Annotated in this window: 16 protein-coding genes; 12 read left to right on the plus strand and 4 right to left on the minus strand. The window is 71.3% G+C overall.

Translation table 11 applies throughout. The features are described 5' to 3' along the window. Nucleotides 1-79 precede the first annotated feature (79 nt). The 3 genes from IG62_RS0113840 to IG62_RS0113850 all read right to left on the minus strand — a co-directional run bounded on the left by IG62_RS0113840 (nucleotide 80) and on the right by IG62_RS0113850 (nucleotide 4,441). Nucleotides 80-1,564 carry a phytoene desaturase family protein gene (locus IG62_RS0113840; protein WP_030801621.1) on the minus strand — a complete coding sequence of 495 codons (1,485 nt, stop codon included), beginning with the start codon at nucleotides 1,562-1,564 and terminating at the stop codon, nucleotides 80-82. Further along, the gene (locus IG62_RS0113845; protein ID WP_078871991.1) at nucleotides 1,561-3,519 is read right to left on the minus strand and encodes an ABC transporter ATP-binding protein; all 1,959 of its coding nucleotides are present in this window, start codon (nucleotides 3,517-3,519) and stop codon (nucleotides 1,561-1,563) included. Before IG62_RS0113845 ends, IG62_RS0113840 begins: the two co-directional genes overlap by 4 nt. A gap of 430 nt (nucleotides 3,520-3,949) precedes the next feature. After that, nucleotides 3,950-4,441 carry an inorganic diphosphatase gene (locus IG62_RS0113850; protein ID WP_030414975.1) on the minus strand — a complete coding sequence of 164 codons (492 nt, stop codon included), beginning with the start codon at nucleotides 4,439-4,441 and terminating at the stop codon, nucleotides 3,950-3,952. Nucleotides 4,442-4,527: 86 nt separating this feature from the next. Between IG62_RS0113850 and dacB the strand changes: the two genes are divergently transcribed. The 6 genes from dacB (at nucleotide 4,528) to folE (ending at nucleotide 12,632) form a co-directional block, all read left to right on the plus strand. Continuing rightward, the gene (dacB, locus tag IG62_RS0113855) at nucleotides 4,528-6,117 is read left to right on the plus strand and encodes a D-alanyl-D-alanine carboxypeptidase/D-alanyl-D-alanine-endopeptidase (protein ID WP_030801626.1); all 1,590 of its coding nucleotides are present in this window, start codon (nucleotides 4,528-4,530) and stop codon (nucleotides 6,115-6,117) included. A 528-nt stretch (nucleotides 6,118-6,645) separates the two neighbouring features. After that, complete coding sequence (locus tag IG62_RS0113860; RefSeq protein WP_030801631.1) at nucleotides 6,646-7,791, plus strand: zinc-dependent metalloprotease; 1,146 nt, start codon at nucleotides 6,646-6,648, stop codon at nucleotides 7,789-7,791. A 191-nt stretch (nucleotides 7,792-7,982) separates the two neighbouring features. Then, nucleotides 7,983-8,990, plus strand: a complete 1,008-nt coding sequence (tilS, locus tag IG62_RS0113865; RefSeq protein WP_030801634.1) for a tRNA lysidine(34) synthetase TilS — start codon at nucleotides 7,983-7,985, stop codon at nucleotides 8,988-8,990. An 86-nt stretch (nucleotides 8,991-9,076) separates the two neighbouring features. Further along, the gene (hpt, locus tag IG62_RS0113870) at nucleotides 9,077-9,616 is read left to right on the plus strand and encodes a hypoxanthine phosphoribosyltransferase (protein ID WP_030801636.1); all 540 of its coding nucleotides are present in this window, start codon (nucleotides 9,077-9,079) and stop codon (nucleotides 9,614-9,616) included. 280 nt (nucleotides 9,617-9,896) lie between these two features. After that, nucleotides 9,897-11,909 carry an ATP-dependent zinc metalloprotease FtsH gene (gene ftsH, locus IG62_RS0113875; RefSeq protein WP_030801640.1) on the plus strand — a complete coding sequence of 671 codons (2,013 nt, stop codon included), beginning with the start codon at nucleotides 9,897-9,899 and terminating at the stop codon, nucleotides 11,907-11,909. A 117-nt stretch (nucleotides 11,910-12,026) separates the two neighbouring features. Beyond that, complete coding sequence (folE, locus tag IG62_RS0113880) at nucleotides 12,027-12,632, plus strand: GTP cyclohydrolase I FolE (RefSeq protein WP_030801642.1); 606 nt, start codon at nucleotides 12,027-12,029, stop codon at nucleotides 12,630-12,632. Nucleotides 12,633-12,711: 79 nt separating this feature from the next. Here the strand turns inward: folE and IG62_RS0113885 are convergent, their stop codons facing one another. After that, nucleotides 12,712-13,827 carry an alpha/beta hydrolase gene (locus IG62_RS0113885; RefSeq protein WP_030801644.1) on the minus strand — a complete coding sequence of 372 codons (1,116 nt, stop codon included), beginning with the start codon at nucleotides 13,825-13,827 and terminating at the stop codon, nucleotides 12,712-12,714. A 140-nt stretch (nucleotides 13,828-13,967) separates the two neighbouring features. On the opposite strand from IG62_RS0113885, the gene IG62_RS0113890 reads away from it, so the two are divergent. From IG62_RS0113890 to IG62_RS0113915, 6 genes are all read left to right on the plus strand, one after another. Beyond that, nucleotides 13,968-15,809 carry a phosphatidylglycerol lysyltransferase domain-containing protein gene (locus IG62_RS0113890; protein ID WP_051798038.1) on the plus strand — a complete coding sequence of 614 codons (1,842 nt, stop codon included), beginning with the start codon at nucleotides 13,968-13,970 and terminating at the stop codon, nucleotides 15,807-15,809. A gap of 121 nt (nucleotides 15,810-15,930) precedes the next feature. After that, nucleotides 15,931-16,857, plus strand: coding sequence for a dihydropteroate synthase (folP, locus tag IG62_RS0113895; RefSeq protein WP_234326485.1), 927 nt, complete (start codon nucleotides 15,931-15,933; stop codon nucleotides 16,855-16,857). 5 nt (nucleotides 16,858-16,862) lie between these two features. Then, the gene (locus IG62_RS0113900) at nucleotides 16,863-17,333 is read left to right on the plus strand and encodes a nuclear transport factor 2 family protein (protein WP_037809296.1); all 471 of its coding nucleotides are present in this window, start codon (nucleotides 16,863-16,865) and stop codon (nucleotides 17,331-17,333) included. A 414-nt stretch (nucleotides 17,334-17,747) separates the two neighbouring features. Beyond that, a complete protein-coding gene (gene folB, locus IG62_RS0113905; protein ID WP_030414985.1) occupies nucleotides 17,748-18,122 on the plus strand; it encodes a dihydroneopterin aldolase in 375 nt (124 codons plus the stop codon). After that, nucleotides 18,106-18,702: a 2-amino-4-hydroxy-6-hydroxymethyldihydropteridine diphosphokinase gene (gene folK, locus IG62_RS0113910; RefSeq protein ID WP_030801652.1), complete on the plus strand. Its 597-nt coding sequence runs from the start codon at nucleotides 18,106-18,108 to the stop codon at nucleotides 18,700-18,702. The genes folB and folK overlap by 17 nt, the downstream gene beginning before the upstream one ends. A gap of 134 nt (nucleotides 18,703-18,836) precedes the next feature. Then, entirely contained in the window at nucleotides 18,837-19,322 is a 486-nt protein-coding gene (locus tag IG62_RS0113915) for a DUF3180 domain-containing protein (protein WP_030801654.1), read from the plus strand. Nucleotides 19,323-19,504: the final 182 nt, after the last annotated feature.

The following is a 19,504-nucleotide window of genomic DNA, read 5'->3' on the forward strand; positions in this document are numbered from 1 at the left end:
ATCGATTATCTGGCTCAATCCCCATGCCCGCAGGGGCCGTTGGGGGTGGTTGACGATGAAACAGATGAGTGTTCCTGCATTAGTGCGCAGGGCCGAATTGGTGCTGTGTCGGTGAGAGTGACACGTCGGCTGCGTTGCGTATACCGAAGCAATGCCGGAGCGCGGAGAGCGCCGCGAAATAGCCGGACATGCCGTGCACACCGGGCCCCGGCGGGGTGGCCGAGGAACACAGGAAGACGCCGGGCAGCGGCGTGCGGTAGGGATCGAAGCGCGGGACGGGCCGGGCGATGCTCTGGTACAGCGTCATCGCGCCGGTGCCGATGTCCCCGCCCACGTAATTGGGGTTGTAGGCCTCGTACGACGCGGCGGGCACGGAGCGGTGCGCGAGGACGGTGTCCCCGAAACCCGGGGCGTAGCGCTCGATGCGGGCCCGCACCAGCTCGAACGGGTCGGTGGGATCGCCGTTCGGTACGTGCGCGTACGCCCACACCGGGCGCTTCCCGGGCAGCGCGCGTCCCGGATCGGTCGCCGCCGGGTCCACGACGAGGACGAAGGGCTCCCGGGTGCGGATCCTGCGGGCGGTCGCCGTCTCCTGCCGGACGATGTCGGCGCGGGTGCCGCCCAGATGCACCGAGCCGGCCCGGCCGACCGCGGGATCGGCCCAGGGGATCGGCTCGGAGACCAGGAAGTCGACCTTGGCCGCGCCCGGGCCGTACCGGAACCGCGCCAGGCCGCGCGCGTAGGAGCGGGGCAGCCGGTCGCCGGCGAGCGCCAGCACGCTCTTGGGGCTGGTGTCGAGCAACACGGCCCGGGCACCGCCGAGTTGGGCGAGGTCCGTCACCTCGTGCCCGGTGTGGAAGACGCCGCCGTGCGCGGTGATGTCCGCGACCAGCACCTCGGCGATGCGGACGCTGCCGCCGCGGGGCAGCGGCCAGCCCGAGCCGTGCGCGAGGTGGCCCAGCAGCACGGCCACCGCGCCGCCCGCCGGGCTCGGCAGCCGGCCGACCGCGTGGGCGGCGACCCCGGTGAGCAGGGCGGCCGCCTCCTCACCGCGGAAGTACCGCGCGCCGAGCGCGGTGCCGTGCACCGCCACCCGGGCCGCCAGCAGCAGGGCCGCCGCGGGGTCCCGCGGCAGCCGCCGTTGCCCGTTCATGATCAGGCCGACGATGCCGTCGCTGTGCTCCAGCAGGGGCGCCATCAGCCGCCGCCAGCGCGGGCCGTCGGCGCCCAGGTGCGCGCAGGTCTCGGCCAGCGACCGGTACGCCAGGGCCGCGCGGCCCCCGTCGAGCGGATGGGCGTAGGCGATCTCGGGCTGCAGCAGCTCGACGCCGCGCTCCGCCAGGCCGAACGCCCGGAAGAACGGCGAGGCGGCGGCCATGGGGTGCACGGCGGAGCAGAGGTCGTGCAGCACGCCGCTGTCGAAGAGGGGAGCGGTGCGCAGCCCGCCGCCGATGGTGTCGGCCCGCTCGTACAGCGCCACCCGCAGGCCGGCGCGGGCCAGGACCACCCCGGCCGCGAGTCCGTTGGGCCCGGTGCCCACGATGGCCACGTCGGCGCCGTTCACCACTGGTCCTCGACCCTGATCGGACGGAGCTGGATCGTCTGCTCGTTGAGGGTGGCCGGCGGCAGCCCGCCGAAGGCCAGGGAGAGGGAGAGCGTGGTCTCCGTGTCGCGGGGGGCCGTGTGGTCCGGGTACCGGGCCGGGGCCTGGGCGGGGACGCGGACGCCGGAGTCGGCGTGCAGCTGGGAGCCGGCCAGCCGCCGGTAGAGCGTGTCGCGGGCCATCAGGTCCTGGTGCCGGCCGGTGGCCCGGACCCGGCCGTCCTCCATCACCACGATCTGCTCGGCGTCGATCACCGTGGAGATCCGGTGGGCGATGGCGATGACCGCGCAGTGCCGGGAGACCCGCTGCAGTACGTCGCGGAAGTCCCGCTCGGAGTCGGAGTCCAGGTGGGAGGTGGCCTCGTCCAGCAGCATCACCGCCGGCTTCTGCAGCAACGTCCGTGCGATGCACAGGCGTTGGCGCTGACCGCCGGACAACCCCGAGCCCTGGTCGCCGAGTTCGGTGTCGAGGCCCTGCGGGAGATTGGCCACCACCTTGCTGAGGCCGGCCATCGCCACCGCCTGCTGGATGTCGTCCTCGCCGGCGTCGGGGCTGGCGTAGGTCAGGTTCTCCCGGACAGTGCCGCGCAGCGCCGCACTGTCCTGCTGGACGTAGCCGACCAGCCCGCGCAGCGAGTCGAGCGGCAGCGCCTCGATGTTGCGGCCGCCGACCAGGATGCTGCCGCCGGTCGCCGGATAGAAGCGTTCGATCAGCTGGAACAGGGTGGTCTTGCCCGCGCCGGACGGCCCGACGACGGCGGTCAGGCCGCGTGCCGGGACGCTGAGCGAGACGCCGTGCAGGACCTGCGTCCGCTCGCCCTGGTCCCCCCGCTCGTAGCCGAAGCGGACGTCGCGGAACTCGACCGCGGCCCGGCCGTGGGCCGGCAGGACCAGCGGCGCGGAAGGCCCGGCGGCCACCGTCCCGCCGCCCTCCTGGGGCAGGTCGGCCAGCTCGTCGACCTTCTGGATGGCCGCCCGGCCCTGCACGAACTGGCCCACCGCCATGAAGAACATCACCAGCGGGGACACCAGCTGGAACAGGTACATGATGAACGTGGTCAGCGCGGCCATGGTCATCTCGCCGCGGGCCACCCAGGCCATGCCGACCCCGACGACGACGGCCAGCGCGCCCTGCGTGCCGACGTTCATGGACGGCGTCAGCAGGGCGCCGTAGGCGGTGCCCCGGATGCCCGACCGGCGGGCCTTCCCGGCCAGCGTGCCGATGCGGTCGGCCTCCCGGGACTCGGCGCGGGACGCCTTGACCGTGGGCAGGGCGGAGAGTGCGCGCTGGACGGCGGTGCCGAACGCGCCGATGTCGTCGCGGTTCTCCAGTGCCACCTTGCGCAGCTTCCGGGCGAGCGCCAGCGAGAGGACGCTGGCCGCGCCGAGGCAGGCCAGCGTGATCGCCATCAGACCCGCGTCGATGCAGAACATCAGCACCACGCCGCCCAGCACCGTCACACCACTGGTGATCAACTGGGTCAGGCTCTGCGAAAGGGCGATCTTCACCAGTGAGGTATCGGTGACCGTGCGGGTGAAGATATCGCCCTGCGGCCGTTTCCCGAATGCCGTGAGATCGGCGCGCAGCAGACGTTCGGTCAGCAGCCGGCGGACGTCGAAGACGATGTTCTCCCCGGCCCGGCCGATGACGTAGGCCTGGAGCGAGGAAAGGACCGCACCGGCACAGAAAAGGGCGACGAGCTGGGTGATCGGCGCGGCCAGCGATTCGCCGCGGCCGGCCGCTTCGATCAGCCGGCCGATGGAGACCGGCTGGGTGAGTGAGGCGGCCACCCCCGCCAGGCCCAGCGCGATGCCCGCGACCAGCAGGGCCGTGTGCTGTCTGAAGACCGTGGCGACCAGGCCGGCGCCGCGTCCGGTCCTGCCCCTCTGGCTTGCGCGGCCCACGCGATGTGCCATGAGTGCTCCCCCCGCTTTGACGACGGTCGCGCCGTGCGCGACCAGTGAGAACCGCCTTGCCTATTGGGGTGCTCTCGTCAAGATGGCGAAGCTAGCATCGCCGCCCGCTGTCAAGTTATTGGTTAATTGGCCGCCCGGTGGGCGGTCCGTGGAATAGGCGGGAGATCTGCGTGGGGGCCGTAAGTTAATTTATCTGCCGCTTATTTTGGCGATGATCGCGAAGCGGCCGGCCGGCGCAGGAAAACTTTACCCATTCCTTCCCGCTTTTTACCGCAGAACGGGAATTTCCCCGGCCGCCGGCGTGTTTTCGCACCGCGGCGCGGACCCGGCACGGGGCGCGCACCGAACGGACGACGGGCGGCACCCGGATGGATGCCGCCCGTTCGCGTACGAAAATCACCGGGCGCGCATCCGCGCCCGGGCCTTCGGATCAGTGCCCGCCGTGCGCCTCGGCGCGCTTGTACGAGGCCTCGATCTCGGCCTCGGCGTCCGCACGGCCGACCCAGTTGGCGCCCTCGACGGACTTGCCCGGCTCCAGGTCCTTGTAGACCTCGAAGAAGTGCTGGATCTCCAGGCGGTCGAACTCCGACACGTGGTGGATGTCACGCAGGTGCTCCACGCGCGGGTCGGACGCCGGGACGCACAGCAGCTTGTCGTCGCCGCCGGCCTCGTCCGTCATCCGGAACATGCCGATGGCGCGGCACTTGATGAGGCAGCCGGGGAAGGTCGGCTCATCCAGGATGACCAGGGCGTCCAGCGGGTCGCCGTCCTCGCCCAGGGTGTTCTCGACAAAGCCGTAGTCCGCCGGGTAGCTGGTCGAGGTGAAGAGTCGACGGTCCAGGCGGATCCGACCGGTCTCGTGGTCCACCTCGTACTTGTTCCGCGAACCCTTCGGGATCTCGATGGTGACGTCGAACTCCACGGGTGGCTCCTCCATGATCAACACATACGTCTGGTGATTAAGTGTCCCCCACGCAGGTGTGTGGTGGCGAAAGGGGCTGGTCCGAGGTGCCGGAGACCAGGAAATGGCAGGTCAGATGGCAGTCGGCGCAGCGTTCGGCGCAGCGCACCGCGCGGACGGCGGCCGACGCGGCCGGGCGCTCGGCCCGTGCGGCGGCCGGCACCGTACGGCAGGCCTGGCAGGACACCCCGCGGCACACCCAGCAGACCTGGCGGCTGACGGCGGTCTCCGCAGCCACTGGCCTGACGGTCGCGCTCGTCGCGGTGGCGGCGGCCGGCCCGTGGGACTCCGGTCAGCGTACGGCCGAGCGCGCCGAGGCGGCGGTGGTCGACGGATCCAGTGGCGAGCATCACGCCGCGGAACCCGACCGTCCGGCGCCCAGCGCCGCGCCCGTGCTGCCCGCACTCGGCGTCCGCACCGCCGCGGGCGCCGGCCGGGGCGCGGCACCGGTACCGACCGGCGCCGGGCTCGCCGACGCCCTCGCGCCGCTGCTCAAGGACCCGGCGCTGGGCCCGCTGCGCACCGCCTCCGTGGTGGACGTCGCGGCCGGTCGCGAGGTCTTCGGGTCCGGCCAGGGCAAGACCGCCATCCCGGCCTCCACGGTCAAGCTCGCCACCGCTGTCGCCGCACTGTCCGCCCGCGGCCCGGAGCACCGCATCGACACCTCCGTCGTCACGGCCGGCAAGGACCGCATCGTCCTCGTCGGCGGCGGCGACCCCACGCTCACCGTCCGCGCCCCGCAGCCCGGCACCGCCGAGCAGCCCGCGAACCTCCGCACCCTGGCCGACGCCACCGCCCGCGCGCTCAAGCAGCGGCACCTCACCACGGTGCACCTCGGGTACGACGCCTCCGCCTACTCGGGGCCGGTCGAACACCCCATCGGCCCCAACGAGAACCTCGCCCCGGTCACGGCGCTGATGACCGACGAGGCCCGCCTCGACGACAGCGACCACGGCCCGGCGCCCCGCGACGCCGACCCCGCAGGCTCCACCGCCCGTACCTTCGCCGAGCTCCTCCACGAGCGCGGCATCACTGTCGACGGCACCCCGGACGGCACCAAGGCCCCCGCCCACGCCGAGCGGCTGGCCGCCGTCCACTCCCTCCCTCTCTCCTCCCTCGTGGAGCGGATGCTCACCTACAGCGACAACGACATCGCCGAGGCGCTGGCCCGGCAGGCCGCGCTCGGCTCCGGCCGGCCGGCCAGCTTCGCCGGCGCCGCCGAGGCCGTCCACCACGCCCTCGCCCGCCAGCATCTGCCGCTGGCCGGCGCGGTCTTCAAGGACGGCAGCGGCCTGGACCGCGACGACAAGGTGTCCGCCGCGCTGCTCTCCCGCCTCCTGCTGCAGGCCGCCGCGCCCGACCACCCGGCCCTGCGGTCCGTGGTCACCGGCCTCCCGGTGGCGGCCTTCACCGGCACCCTCAGCAACCGCTACACGGGCCAGAGCGCGGGCGCCGGCGCGGTCCGCGCCAAAACGGGCACGCTCACCGGCGTCAACACCCTCGCCGGCACGGTCGTCGACGCCGACGGCCGCCTGCTGGTCTTCTCCTTCATGACCACCGGTACGACGGATGCGCCGGGCGCGCAGCGGGCGCTGGACAACTTGGCCTCCGCGGTGGCGAATTGCGGGTGCCGCTGACTTCCCACGTACCTGTCTGCGGCGCCGCGGTTGTTGCGCTTTGCGGCGCCCCGCACGTACCCGTCTGTCCCGCCGCGGTGGTTTCTCGCCGTTGCGCCTGCGGCGGGCTGGGTTTGTGGTGGGTGCGGTGACGGGCCTGCGGGGCCGGTGTTTGGGACTGCTGTCGCTTTACGTCCCAAACACCACGTACAACCAGGACGACGACACCCACCCCCACCGGCCTTCCAACCCCCCACTCACGGGAGGGGACAGACCGGAGGACGAAGTCTGTAGGGCTGTCACCGCACCCGACAAACAAACGCCCGCCGCCAGGCGCAACGGCGAGACGCCCCGCGACGGGAAAGACAGCCACGTGCGGGGCGCCGCAAAGCGCAACGGCGACCAAGCCCCGCGGCGGGACAGACGGGTACGTACGCGGCGCCGCAAAGCGCGCAACGGCGAGCTCCGCGGCGGGACAGACGGGTACGTGGGAGGCGCCGCAAAGCGCAACGGCTACCCGGGGCCGTCGCGCCCACGTACCGTGAAGTCATGACGAGCATCGGTGGAACCGAGATGGTCGACTGGAACCTCGCGGTCGCGACCGCGACCCGGTTCGTGCGGCCGGGCCCAGAGGTCAGCCGGGACGAGGCGCGGGCGATCGTCGCCGAGCTGCGCAAGCACGCCAAGGCGTCCGAGGCGCATGTGCGGGCGTTCACGCGGCTGGCGCAGCCGGACGCGCAGGGTGAGGTGCCGCACGACACGCCCGTCCTGGTCGTGGACCGGCCAGGCTGGGTCAAGGCGAACGTCGCCGGCTTCCGGGCCGTGCTCAAACCGCTGCTCGCCAAGATGGAGGACCGTCGCTCGACGGTCCCCGGTGGCGCGGTGCTGGGCGCGGTCGGCGGCAAGGTGACCGGCGTGGAGCTGGGGATGCTGCTGTCGTTCCTGGCGTCGCGGGTGCTCGGCCAGTACGAGACGTTCGCGCCGCCCAGCCGGGACCTGCCGGCCGGCGAGCAGGGCGGCCGGCTGCTGCTGGTCGCGCCGAACATCGTCCACGTGGAGCGCGAGCTCGAAGTGGAACCGCACGACTTCCGGTTGTGGGTGTGCCTGCACGAGGAGACGCACCGCACCCAGTTCACGGCCGTGCCGTGGCTGCGCGACCACATCGAGGGCGAGATCCAGTCGTTCCTCGGGGAGACCGACATCGATCCGGGCACCCTCCTGGAGCGGCTGCGGGAGGCCGCCCAGTCGCTGGCCGGTGCCCGGCCGGAGGGCGAGGAGGAAGAGGACGGCGGCCGGTCGATCGTCGATCTCGTCCAGACGCCGGCCCAGCGCGAGATCCTGGCGCGGCTGACTGCCGTGATGTCGCTCCTGGAGGGGCACGCGGACTACGTGATGGACGGGGTGGGGCCGGACGTGGTGCCGTCGGTCGCCGAGATCCGGGAGAAGTTCCAGAAGCGGCGGGCCAGCGGTGCCGGGCGGCTCGACCAGGCGCTGCGTAAACTGCTCGGCCTGGACGCCAAGCTGCGGCAGTACCGCGACGGGGAGCGGTTCGTCCGCGCGGTCGTCGACGAGGTCGGGATGGACGGTTTCAACCGGGTCTGGACGTCGCCGAACACCCTCCCCACCAAACAGGAGATCGCCAAACCGGCGGACTGGGTCGCGCGGGTGCACCGGAAGGCGGACGGGGCACCGTAGGCGAACGTTGTGAGCTGGGCACACCGCGTGGCAGTAGAGCGCCCCTTCAATCACCCGTCCGAGGGACCGTTACCGATGGATAGGCGTGCAATGCTCGGGGAACCGCTCGCCTCTGTCACCATCTAGGCACTCTGTGTGACGAAAAGCCCTCACCGGCCGAGGCACCCCCAGCTGAACGATTGGAAACGGACATGGGTCCCCATCCAGCGGTCGCCGCGATACGCCTGGCGGTCCGCCGCGTACTCCACGACGTGCTCACCCACCACAGCGCACAGGACCGGCACGGGCCCCCGCTCGTGCTCGTCGCATGCTCCGGCGGCGCCGACTCGATGGCGCTCGCCTCCGCCCTCGCCTTCGAGGCGCCCAAGCTCGGCGTCCGGGCCGGGGGCGTGACCATCGACCACGGCCTCCAGGAAGGCTCCGATCTGCGCGCCGCCGAGGTCGCGCTGCGGCTGCGGGCCCTGCGCCTCGACCCGGTCGAGGTCGTCGCCGTCACCGTCGGCCGGGAGGGCGGTCCGGAAGCCGCCGCCCGTGACGCCCGCTACGCCGCTCTGGACGCCACCGCCGAGCGCCACGGCGCCACCGCCGTCCTGCTCGGCCACACCCGCGACGACCAGGCCGAGACGGTGCTGCTCGGCCTCGCCCGCGGCTCCGGGACCCGTTCGCTCTCCGGTATGGCCGCCACCAGTGGCACCGGCGGCCGCTACCGCCGCCCCTTCCTGGACGTCGACCGCCAGACCGCCCGCAAGGCCTGCCTGATCCAGTCGCTGCCCGTCTGGGACGACCCGCACAACTCCGACCCCGCGTACACCCGCTCCCGGCTGCGCCACGAGGGCCTGCCCGCCCTGGAGAAGGCGCTGGGCAAGGGCGTCGTCGAGGCGCTGGCCCGGACCGCCCAGCTCTCCCGTGACGACGCCGACGCCCTGGACGCCTGGGCGGCCGACGCCGAGGGCACGGTCCTCGACGACACCGGCGGCCTCGACGTCGCGGCCCTGTACGCGCTGCCCCCCGCGGTCCGCCGCCGGGTGCTGCGCCGGGCCGTGATCGGCGCCGGTTCCCCCGCCGGTTCGCTCTTCGCCCGCCACATCGAGGAAGTGGACCGGCTGATCACCGCCTGGCGGGGCCAGGGCGCCATCAACCTCCCCGGGCGGGTCGGTGTTCGGCGGCAGGGTGGCAGACTTGTCATCCGGCAGGGCTGAGCCGCAGACGCTGCCTTGCATCTGAAGCCTCACGGCTGACGTGAACACCGAACCGAGCGAGAGTGGCACGGGTGGACGACAAGGACATGGGCTCCGACCTTCAGTCGGTACTCATCAGCAAGGAAGAGATCGACGCGAAGCTGGCCGAGCTGGCGGCCAAGATCGACGCGGAGTACGCGGGCAAGGACCTGCTCATCGTCGGAGTCCTCAAGGGCGCGGTGATGGTGATGGCGGATCTGGCGCGCGCGCTGTCCACCCCTGTCACGATGGACTGGATGGCCGTGTCGTCGTACGGCGCGGGCACCCAGTCCTCCGGCGTGGTCCGCATCCTCAAGGACCTCGACACCGACATCAAGGGCAAGCACGTCCTGATCGTCGAGGACATCATCGACTCCGGCCTGACGCTGTCGTGGCTGCTGTCGAACCTCGGCTCGCGCGAGCCGGCCTCGCTGGAGGTCGTCACGCTGCTGCGCAAGCCGGAGGCGGCCAAGGTCGCCATCGAGGTGAAGTGGATCGGCTTCGACATCCCCAACGAATTCGTCGTGGGGTACGGCCTGGACTACGCCGAGAAGTACCGGAACCTTCCGTTCGTCGGCACCCTCGCGCCCGAGGTCTACGGCGGCTGAGGGCGCCCGCGCGCCCGTCCGGCCGGGGTGGCCGGACGGGTCCGGCGCAGTTGCCGCGGCCCTTCGGGAACCCTTCGCGGCCGCCCGCCGTTGGAGCAGGGAGAGCCAAATCCCCGGCTGCATGTTCTCTGTCGGCGCAGGCGCCGGGTGACAATGCTGGGGTACCGTCCGAAGGCAGTTGTTTTTCGGGCCAGTAATACACCGTACGCACGACCAGCCCTCAGAGGGCGTTGTGCCTCACTGTGGCAGGAGGGACGGGGCCGCCTACGGCTCCGTATGGATGGACGTGAAGCGATACTTCCGTGGGCCGGTCATGTGGATCGTGCTGGCCGTCCTCGCCGTGGTCGTGTTGATGCAGGTCGTCGGCTCGTCCGGCGGCTACAAGACGGTGGACACCGGTCAGGTCGTCAAGGCGATCGCTGACAACAAGGTGAAGTCCGCCGAGCTCACCACCGGCGACGAGAACAAAATCAAGGTCGAGCTGTCGGGCTCCAACAAGGTCGACGGCTCCAACAAGATCCAGGCGAGCTACATCGGCGACCAGGGCGTCGATCTGGCGAAGAACCTGCAGGCCAAGTACCAGACCGGCGAGATCAAGGACGGGTACACCGTCTCCCCGTCGAAGACGAACCCGTTCGTCAGTCTGCTGATGACGCTGCTTCCCTTCATTCTGATTCCGATCGCCTTCCTGTTCCTGATGAACCAGATGCAGGGCGGCGGCTCCCGGGTGATGAACTTCGGGAAGTCGAAGGCGAAGCTGCTCACCAAGGACACCCCCAAGACGACCTTCGCGGACGTCGCGGGGTCGGACGAGGCCGTCGAGGAGCTCCACGAGATCAAGGAGTTCCTGCAGGAACCGGCCAAGTTCCAGGCGGTCGGCGCCAAGATCCCCAAGGGCGTGCTGCTGTACGGCCCGCCCGGAACGGGCAAGACGCTGCTCGCGCGCGCCGTGGCCGGCGAGGCGGGCGTCCCGTTCTACTCGATCTCCGGCTCCGACTTCGTCGAGATGTTCGTCGGTGTCGGTGCCTCCCGGGTCCGTGACCTCTTCGAGCAGGCCAAGGCGAACGCCCCGGCGATCGTCTTCGTCGACGAGATCGACGCCGTCGGCCGGCACCGCGGTGCGGGGCTCGGCGGTGGCCACGACGAGCGTGAGCAGACCCTGAACCAGCTCCTCGTCGAGATGGACGGCTTCGACGTCAAGGGCGGCGTGATCCTGATCGCCGCGACGAACCGTCCGGACATCCTCGACCCGGCGCTGCTGCGCCCCGGCCGCTTCGACCGGCAGATTGCCGTCGACCGTCCGGACCTGCAGGGCCGTCTGGAGATCCTCAAGGTCCACCAGAAGGGCAAGCCGGTCGCCCCGGACGTCGACCTCTCGGCCGTCGCCAAGCGCACCCCCGGCTTCACCGGTGCCGATCTGTCGAACGTCCTCAACGAGGCCGCGCTGCTGACGGCCCGGAGCGACGAGAAGCTGATCAACAACCACTTCCTGGACGAGGCGATCGACCGCGTCGTGGCGGGCCCGCAGAAGCGGACCCGGATCATGTCCGAGAAGGAGAAGAAGATCACCGCGTACCACGAGGGCGGACACGCCCTGGTCGCGGCGGCCTCCCCGAACTCCGACCCGGTCCACAAGATCACGATCCTGTCCCGCGGCCGGGCCCTGGGTTACACCATGGTCCTGCCCGACGAGGACAAGTACTCCACGACCCGCAACGAGATGCTCGACCAGCTGGCGTACATGCTGGGCGGCCGCGCGGCGGAGGAGCTGGTCTTCCACGACCCGACCACCGGTGCCGCCAACGACATCGAGAAGGCCACCGCCACGGCCCGCGCGATGGTCACGCAGTACGGCATGACCGAGCGGCTCGGCGCGATCAAGTTCGGCACCGACAACTCCGAGCCCTTCCTGGGCCGTGAGATGGGTCACCAGCGCGACTACTCCGAAGAGGTCGCCGCGCTGGTCGACGAAGAGGTCAAGAAGCTGATCGAGACCGCGCACAACGAGGCGTGGGAGATCCTGGTCGAGAACCGCGACATCCTCGACAACCTCGTGCTGACGCTCCTGGAGAAGGAGACCCTCGGCAAGGAGGAGATCGCGGAGCTGTTCAAGCACGTGGTCAAGCGCCCGGCCCGCCCGGCGTGGACCGGCTCCTCGCGGCGTACGCCGTCGACCCGCCCGCCGGTGCTCTCGCCCAAGGAGCTGGCCCCGGCCAACGGCTCCGTGACGGCGGCCACCGTCTCCACGGAGAAGAAGGTGGAGAGCTCGGAGGAGCCGCACCCGGAGAGCTGACCAGGGGCTCCACGGGCCCTGGAATACATGCCGTGCCCCCCAGGTTTAGCCTGGGGGGCGCGGCATTTCCGCCGATTGACACCGCGTTCGAGCGGGCGCAGAAGGAACGAGGCACACATGACGGACCCTGTGACGCTGGACGTCGACGGCACGATCGGTACGTTCGACGAGAAGCGGGCCGAGAACGCCGTCCGTGAGTTGCTGATCGCGGTGGGCGAGGACCCGGACCGCGAGGGTCTGCTGGAGACGCCGGCTCGGGTGGCACGGGCGTACAAGGAGATCTTCGCCGGGCTGTGGCAGAAGCCGGAGGACGTGCTGACGACCACGTTCGACCTGGGCCACGACGAGATGGTGCTGGTCAAGGACATCGAGCTGGTGTCGAGCTGTGAGCACCACCTCGTGCCGTTCGTCGGTGTGGCGCACGTCGGCTACATCCCGTCCTCCGACGGCAAGATCACCGGGCTGTCGAAGCTGGCCCGCCTGGTGGACGTGTTCGCCCGGCGCCCGCAGGTGCAGGAGCGGCTGACCACGCAGATCGCGGACTCGCTGATGGAGATCCTGGAGCCGCGCGGCGTGATCGTCGTCATCGAGTGCGAGCACATGTGCATGACCATGCGCGGGGTGCGGAAGCCGGGCGCGAAGACGACGACCTCGGCCGTCCGCGGTCAGCTGCGCGATGCGGCGACCCGGGCCGAGGCGATGAGCCTGATATTGGCGCGCTGACGCCCGCGGGACGGCGACGGGGCGGCACACCGGCCGTCCCGCCGCACAAAGGCTCCTCCGAAGGGCCCGGCGCTGGGAGTCACGCCTTGAGGTGGTTGCCCAGCCATTCGAGGGCCGCGGGGATCTCGCGGCGCCAGGTGTTGAAGTTGTGGCCGCCGCTGTCGAGGATGATCGACGAGACGCGGGTGGGCGACTTCGTCTGCTCGATGAAGCGGAGCGTCTGCTTGTAGTTGGCCTCGCCCTGCTTGCTGCTGGTGACCAGGAGGTTCACCGGCGGGGCGGGCAGGTGGCGCTGACGCCACAGCAGGTTGTTCTCGCGCTCCAGCCGCATGTCGCCGGCGAAGAGGTCGCCGGTGGTGGCGTCCAGCGGGGCCTTGTAGGCGCCGGAGAGGGCCACCGCGGTGGAGTACGCGTCGGGGTGGCGCATGGTCATCTTCAGCGCGCAGTAGCCGCCGGTGGAGTCGCCGATGACGCCCCAGCTCTTCGCCTCACGCCCTATTCGGTAGTGCTCGGTGATGTCCGCGCGCAGGTCGTTGGTGAAGAAGCTCTCGGTCTGCGGGCCGTTCGGTATGTCCACGCACTCGGTGTCCCGCGGCGGCGCGACGGTCGGCCGCATCATCACCAGGACCGTCGGCCGCATCCGGTGCTCCTTGAGCAGGCCGTGCTGGGTCTGCGGGAAATGCAGCTTCTTGTAGAGGGCCTCGGCGGTGCCCGGGTAGCCGGTGAGGACCAGTGCCGCCGGGAATTTCTTCTTCGCGTATTTCTTCTGGAAGTACTGCGGGGGCAGATAGACGAACGCCGGGCTGGCGATCTTGGAATGCTCGCCGCGGATGAGCACCTTGTCGATACGGCCGGCCGACGAGGGCCGGGAGCCGTTCTGGACGCTGATGCGTTCGGTGCCCAGCATCTGCAGCTTGGTGCCGTTCGGGCCGGTCTGGTAGTTCGTCACCACGCCCGGTTCCTGCTCCTGGCCGAAGAGGTCGGCCCAGGAGGCGTAGAAGCCGAAGGAGTTGTTGGCGAACAGGCCGACCGCGGCGAAGAGGGAGAGCTGGGTCGCCAGCAAAAGCCCGACCCGGCCCAGGACGGTGCGCCAGTTCCCCTTGGACAGGCGCGGCCAGAGCCAAACGGTGAGGATGAACAGTGCTACCGCGACGAGGACGGCAAGAAGCAGCACTTTCTTGCTGGTGAGACCCATGTGGTGCTTTCTTCCGGGCGGCCGGGTCATCCGTACCGCTGATGGAACCCCGAGCCCTGAAACGCCGTCATACAGGGCGCAAAAGTCCAGATGCTGCGACTAGGCTCGCACGTCTTCTCGACCGGGGCGACGGGAAAGTGATGTCTGACAGGCTAGATGGCGAAAAGTCGGAGAAGGTTGCGTGGCGAACGCCACGCTGGCTCCGCGGCCCACGGCCCGAAGCGGTGCCCGGGCTCATCGGCACCGCCGGCGCGGCCGTCGGCCTGTTGAACCTGGTCGCCGGAGTGTTCCCGCGCTTCCGGCACAGCCGGATGCACGCCCTGGCCGAAGTGCTGCCGGGCGCGGTCAGTCCGCTGGCGGCCGCCGCCTCCATCGTCGTCGGCATCCTGCTGCTCCTTCTGGCGCACGGCCTCAAACGGCGTAAGCGGCGGGCCTGGGGAGCGGCGGTGGCGCTGCTCCCGGTGGGGATCGCCGCCCAGCTCGTGTACCGCCACTCCGTTTTCGGCGCGGTGCTCTCGACCGCGCTGCTGGGCTACCTGGTGTGGCACCGGAAGGAATTCGCGGCCCTGCCCGATCCGCGCAGCCGCTGGAAGGCGCTGGCCAACTTCGTGGTCCTGGGCGGCGCGAGCTTCGCCATCGGCATGGTGATCGTCAGCTCCCACCCGGGCAAGATCGTCGGGTCGCCGTCCTTCCTGCAGCGCGCCGAGCACGTGCTGTTCGGCCTCTTCGGCTTCGAGGGCCCGATCGGCTACACCCACCAGGTGGACTACACCGTCGGCTACTCCCTCGGCGCGCTGGGCCTGCTGACCGTCGCCACCACCGCCTACCTCGCCTTCCGCCCCGAGCACCCGGCGGCCCGGCTGACCGACGAGGACGAGCAGCAGCTGCGCGAGCTGCTGGCCCGGCACGGCGGCCGGGACTCGCTCGGCTACTTCGCGCTGCGCCGCGACAAGGGCGCGGTCTTCTCCGCGTCCGGCAAGGCCGCGGTCTGCTACCGGGTGATCTCCGGCGTGATGCTCGCCAGCGGTGACCCGATAGGCGACGTGGAGGCGTGGCCGGGCGCCATCGAGCGCTTCATGGAGGAGGCGCGGGCGCACTCGTGGACGCCGGCGGTGCACGGTTGCAGCGAGACCGGCGGCCAGGTGTGGACCCGTGAGACCGGCATGGACGCGCTGGAGCTGGGCGACGAGGCGATCGTCGACGTCGCTGACTTCACGCTGTCCGGCCGTGCGATGCGCAATGTGCGCCAGATGGTCAAGCGCATCGAGCGCAACGGGTACACCACCAAGGTGCGCAGGGTGCGTGACCTGGAACCGGAGGAACTGGAGCACGTACAGAGGGCCGCCGACGCCTGGCGTGACACCGACGAGGAGCGTGGCTTCTCCATGGCGCTGGGCCGCATCGACGCGGTCAAGGACGGCGACGCGGTGATCGCGACCGCGCATCTGGCCCCGGGGGAGGGCGAGGAGCCCGGCCCGTTCGGCGACCTGAAGGCGTTGCAGTACTTCGTGCCCTGGGGCCCGGACGGCATCTCGCTGGAGCGGATGCGGCGCGACCGCAGCGCCGACCCCGGCATGAACGAGCTGCTGATCGTCGCCGCCCTGCAAGCCGCGCCGGACCTGAAGATCAAGCAGCTCTCGCTGAACTTCGCGGTCTTCCGCTCCTACCTGGAGCGCGGCGAGAAGCTGGGCGCGGGGCCGGTGATGCGCATCACCCGCGGGACGCTGCTCTTCCTGTCCCGCTGGTACCAGATCGAGTCGCTCTACAAGTTCAACGACAAGTTCCGCCCGCGCTGGGAGCCGCGCTTCGTGGTCTTCCGCACCACCCGGGACATCCCGCGCATCGGTCTCGCCACCATGCAGGCCGAGGGCTATCTGGAGCTGCCGCGCGTACTGCGCCGCAGGAAGGCCGCGGAGCCGCGGCCGTGCGCACATACGGTGGAGCCGGTCCGGGCCGCGGACGCGGTCGAGCAGGCGGCCTGACGGACACCTGGACGGCGGCGCGGCCGGGGCCGGCCCGGGACACCCGGTGTACGGCCCCCGGCCGTACACCCCAGGCGGCGGTCGCAATCCGGCCGGTCGGCACACGGCCTACGCTGGTCCCATGAGTACCTTGCGTGGCCAGGTGGCCGGACTGCCGGACTGGGACCGCTGCGCGGTGATGGGCGTCGTGAACGTGACGCCCGATTCGTTCTCCGACGGCGGTGAGTGGTTCGACACCGAACTCGCCGTCAAACACGGCCTGGACCTGGTGGCACAGGGTGCCGACCTGGTGGACGTGGGCGGCGAGTCGACCCGTCCGGGCGCGGCGCGGGTGGACGAGGCCGAGGAGCTGCGGCGGGTCGTCCCGGTCGTACGGGAGCTGTCCGCGGCCGGCGCCGTGGTGTCCGTCGACACCATGCGCGCCTCGGTCGCCGAACAGGCGGTGCAGGCGGGGGCGCGGCTGGTCAACGACGTCAGCGGCGGTGCCGCCGACCCGGCGATGGTGCCGGTGGTGGCCGCGCACCACGTGCCGTTCGTCGTGATGCACTGGCGCGGCCAGTCCATCGACATGAACAACCGGGCCGTCTACGGCGACGTGGTCGCCGAGGTCGTCGACGAGCTCGGGCGGGCCATGGAGCGCGCGGTGGCCGGAGGCATCGACCCGGAGCGGATCGTCATCGACCCCGGTCTGGGCTTCGCCAAGCAGGCGGAGCACGACCTGGCCCTGATCGCCCGTCTGGAGCGGCTGCGGGCGCTGGGCCGGCCGCTGCTGGTGGCGGCATCGAGGAAACGGTTCCTGGGCAGGGTGCTGGCGGGGGACGACGGAGCGGCCCCGCCGCCGGCCCGGGAGCGGGACGCGGCGACGGCGGCGGTATCGGCGATGGTGGCGCGAGAGGGGGCCTGGGCGGTGCGGGTGCACGAGGTCAGGGCGAGCGCGGACGCGGTACGGGTGGCCCGTGCCGTGGAGGGCGCGGCGGCCGCGGCCGCCGGAACGGACCCGGCGGACGGTACGACGAAGCGGACGTCGAAGACGACGGGAGCGGTGTGAGCGGCTTGGGCCCACGGACGGACATCGAGCTGGTCGAGCAGGCGAACACGACCCTGTACGAGACCATCGAGCGCGGCGATCACGAGGCGCTGTCCGAGCTGTGGCTGGACGGTCAGGTGAGCGTGGTGCACCCCGGGTGGCCGGTGCTCCGCGGGCGCGGCGAGGTGCTCCGTTCGTACGCCCTGATCATGGCGAACACCGAGTACATCCAGTTCTTCCTGACCGACGTCGAGATCGACGTCGTCGGGGACACCGCTCTGGTGACCTGCACCGAGAACATCCTCAGCGGCGGGCCGGCCGAGGACGACGGGTCGGTGGGGCCGCTGATCGGCCAATTGGTCGTGGCGACGAACGTCTTCCGGCGCACGGACGACGGCTGGCGGGTGTGGTCGCACCACGGGTCGCCGGTGCTGGCGGACCGCGAGGACGACGAGGACGAGGACGACGAGGGGGAGCCGGACGCGGGCGCGGTGTGAACGGGACGTGCCGGGGACATGGCCGGTGCGTGTCGGGGGTGTGCCCGGGATCGGCCCGGTGTGTGAGCCTTGCCATGGCCGTCCGGACTTGCGCCGATGGCCCGGTTCTGTGCCGGCGTCAGCGGCGGGCGTCAGCCATATGGGCGAGGGCGCACCCGTTCGAGCCAAGTGCGGGACGGGTAGGGGTGGGGCGCGGACCAGGGGGTATGAGGCGCGCGGACGATCTCCCGGCCCGCTCGATGCGGCACGCCTAGCAGCAGGACGGGGTCTTGTCCATAGCCCCCGTGGGCGAGGACTGTCGGTGCTCGAAGGTAGATTCGATGGCGGGGCAGTGTTGCCGGATCGCTCCGGCGCCTGCCCGGAACCGACGAACAGTGGCGCCAGAGGTGCCGTGGACCAGTGGGAGTGATTCGCGTGGATCGTGTCGCGCTGCGTGGGCTGAAGGCCCGAGGCCACCACGGGGTGTTCCCGCGGGAGCGCGAAGAAGGCCAGACCTTCATCGTGGACCTGGTGCTCGGTCTGGACACCCGTCAGGCGGCCGCCTCCGACGATCTCGCGAAGACCGTGCACTACGGCGTCGTGGCCGAGGAGGTGGTGGCCGTCGTGGAGGGCGAGCCCGTCGACCTCATCGAGACCCTGGCGGAGCGCATCGCCGACCAGTGCCTCAAGCACGAGGGCGTGCAGGAAGTGGAGGTGGTGGTGCACAAGCCGGACGCGCCGATCACCGTCCCCTTCGACGACGTGACCATCACCATCACTCGGAGTCGAGTACATGAACACCAGCAGTGACCCGACCGTACAGCCGGTGCCCGCCTCCGTCGTGGAGCAGGTGGACGCCGCCGATGTGACGCTCTCCAACCCCAAGCACGCCGTGATCTCCCTCGGCAGCAACCTCGGCAACCGCCTGGAGACCCTGCAGGGTGCCGTGGACGCCCTGGAGGACACCCCGGGTCTGCGGGTCAAAGCGGTCTCCCCGGTGTACGAGACCGAGCCGTGGGGCGTCGCGCCGGGCAGCCAGCCGTCGTACTTCAACGCCGTGGTGCTGATCAAGACGACCCTGCCGCCGGACTCCCTCCTGGAGCGCGGGCACGCCATCGAGGAGGCGTTCAAGCGGGTCCGCGACGAGCGCTGGGGGCCGCGCACCATCGACGTCGACATCGTGGCCTATCAGGGCATCGTCTCCGACGACCCGCGGCTGACGCTGCCGCACCCGCGCGCCCATGAGCGGGCCTTCGTCCTGGTGCCGTGGCACGACATCGACCCGGAGGCGGAGGTTCCCGGGCGCGGTGCGGTGGCCGAGCTCCTCTCGGTGGTCGGCCGCACGGGCGTGCTGCCGCGCGCGGACCTGGAACTCCGGCTGCCGGAGTAGTCGTTGGACCCGAGGAGTCGTGGGACCGGCGCGGTCGTGGGACCGGGTGACGGCCATGGCGACGGCGGCGGTACGGCGACGAGGACGGCCGCGGTGGCGGTAAGGGGCAGGACGGTGCGAGGGGCGATCGCTCGGTGAAACAGCTACACATCAAGGTGCTCGTCGGGCTGTTCCTGGCAGCCGGGGTGCTGGCCTGGGGCGGCGCCCGGCTGTGGGACTCCTTCGGCACGCTCCCGAGCGTGCCGGTGGCCGCGCCGATCGTGCTGGCGTTCCTTGCCGCCGTGCTCGCGGGCACCGCCTTCGAGCTGCGCGGCCGGCTGCGGGCCCAGCGGGAGCGGCGGCCCGGCGCCAAGGGCGTCGATCCGCTGCTGGCCGCCCGTGCGGTGGTCTTCGGCCAGGCGAGCGCCCTGGTGGCGTCGCTGGTGGCCGGGCTGTACGGCGGTGTCGGCGTCTTCCTGCTGACCGCCGGACTCGAGGTGGACCCCCGCCGGGACCAGGCGATCTACGCCGGTCTGTCGGTGCTCGCCGGCGCGGCCGTGGTGGTCGCCGCGATCTTCCTGGAGCGGGTCTGCAAGCTGCCGGACGACGAGGGCGACGGCGGGGCCGACGCGCGGGCCTGACCCGCACAGTGACACCGGGCGGGGCCCGGCCTGCGACAGCGAGACGCTGCGCGGGCCGGGCCCCGCGGCATTGGGGGCGGGTCCGGCGGCGCGGGGGCAGGGCAGGCCTGGCGGCGTAGGGGGGCGGGCCTGGCGGCGTTGCGGGCGGGCCCGGCGCATCTGGCGCCTCGCGTACGGCCCGT

The sequence above is a fragment of the Streptomyces sp. NRRL S-337 genome (assembly GCF_000720175.1).
GTDB lineage: Bacteria > Actinomycetota > Actinomycetes > Streptomycetales > Streptomycetaceae > Streptomyces > Streptomyces siderophoricus.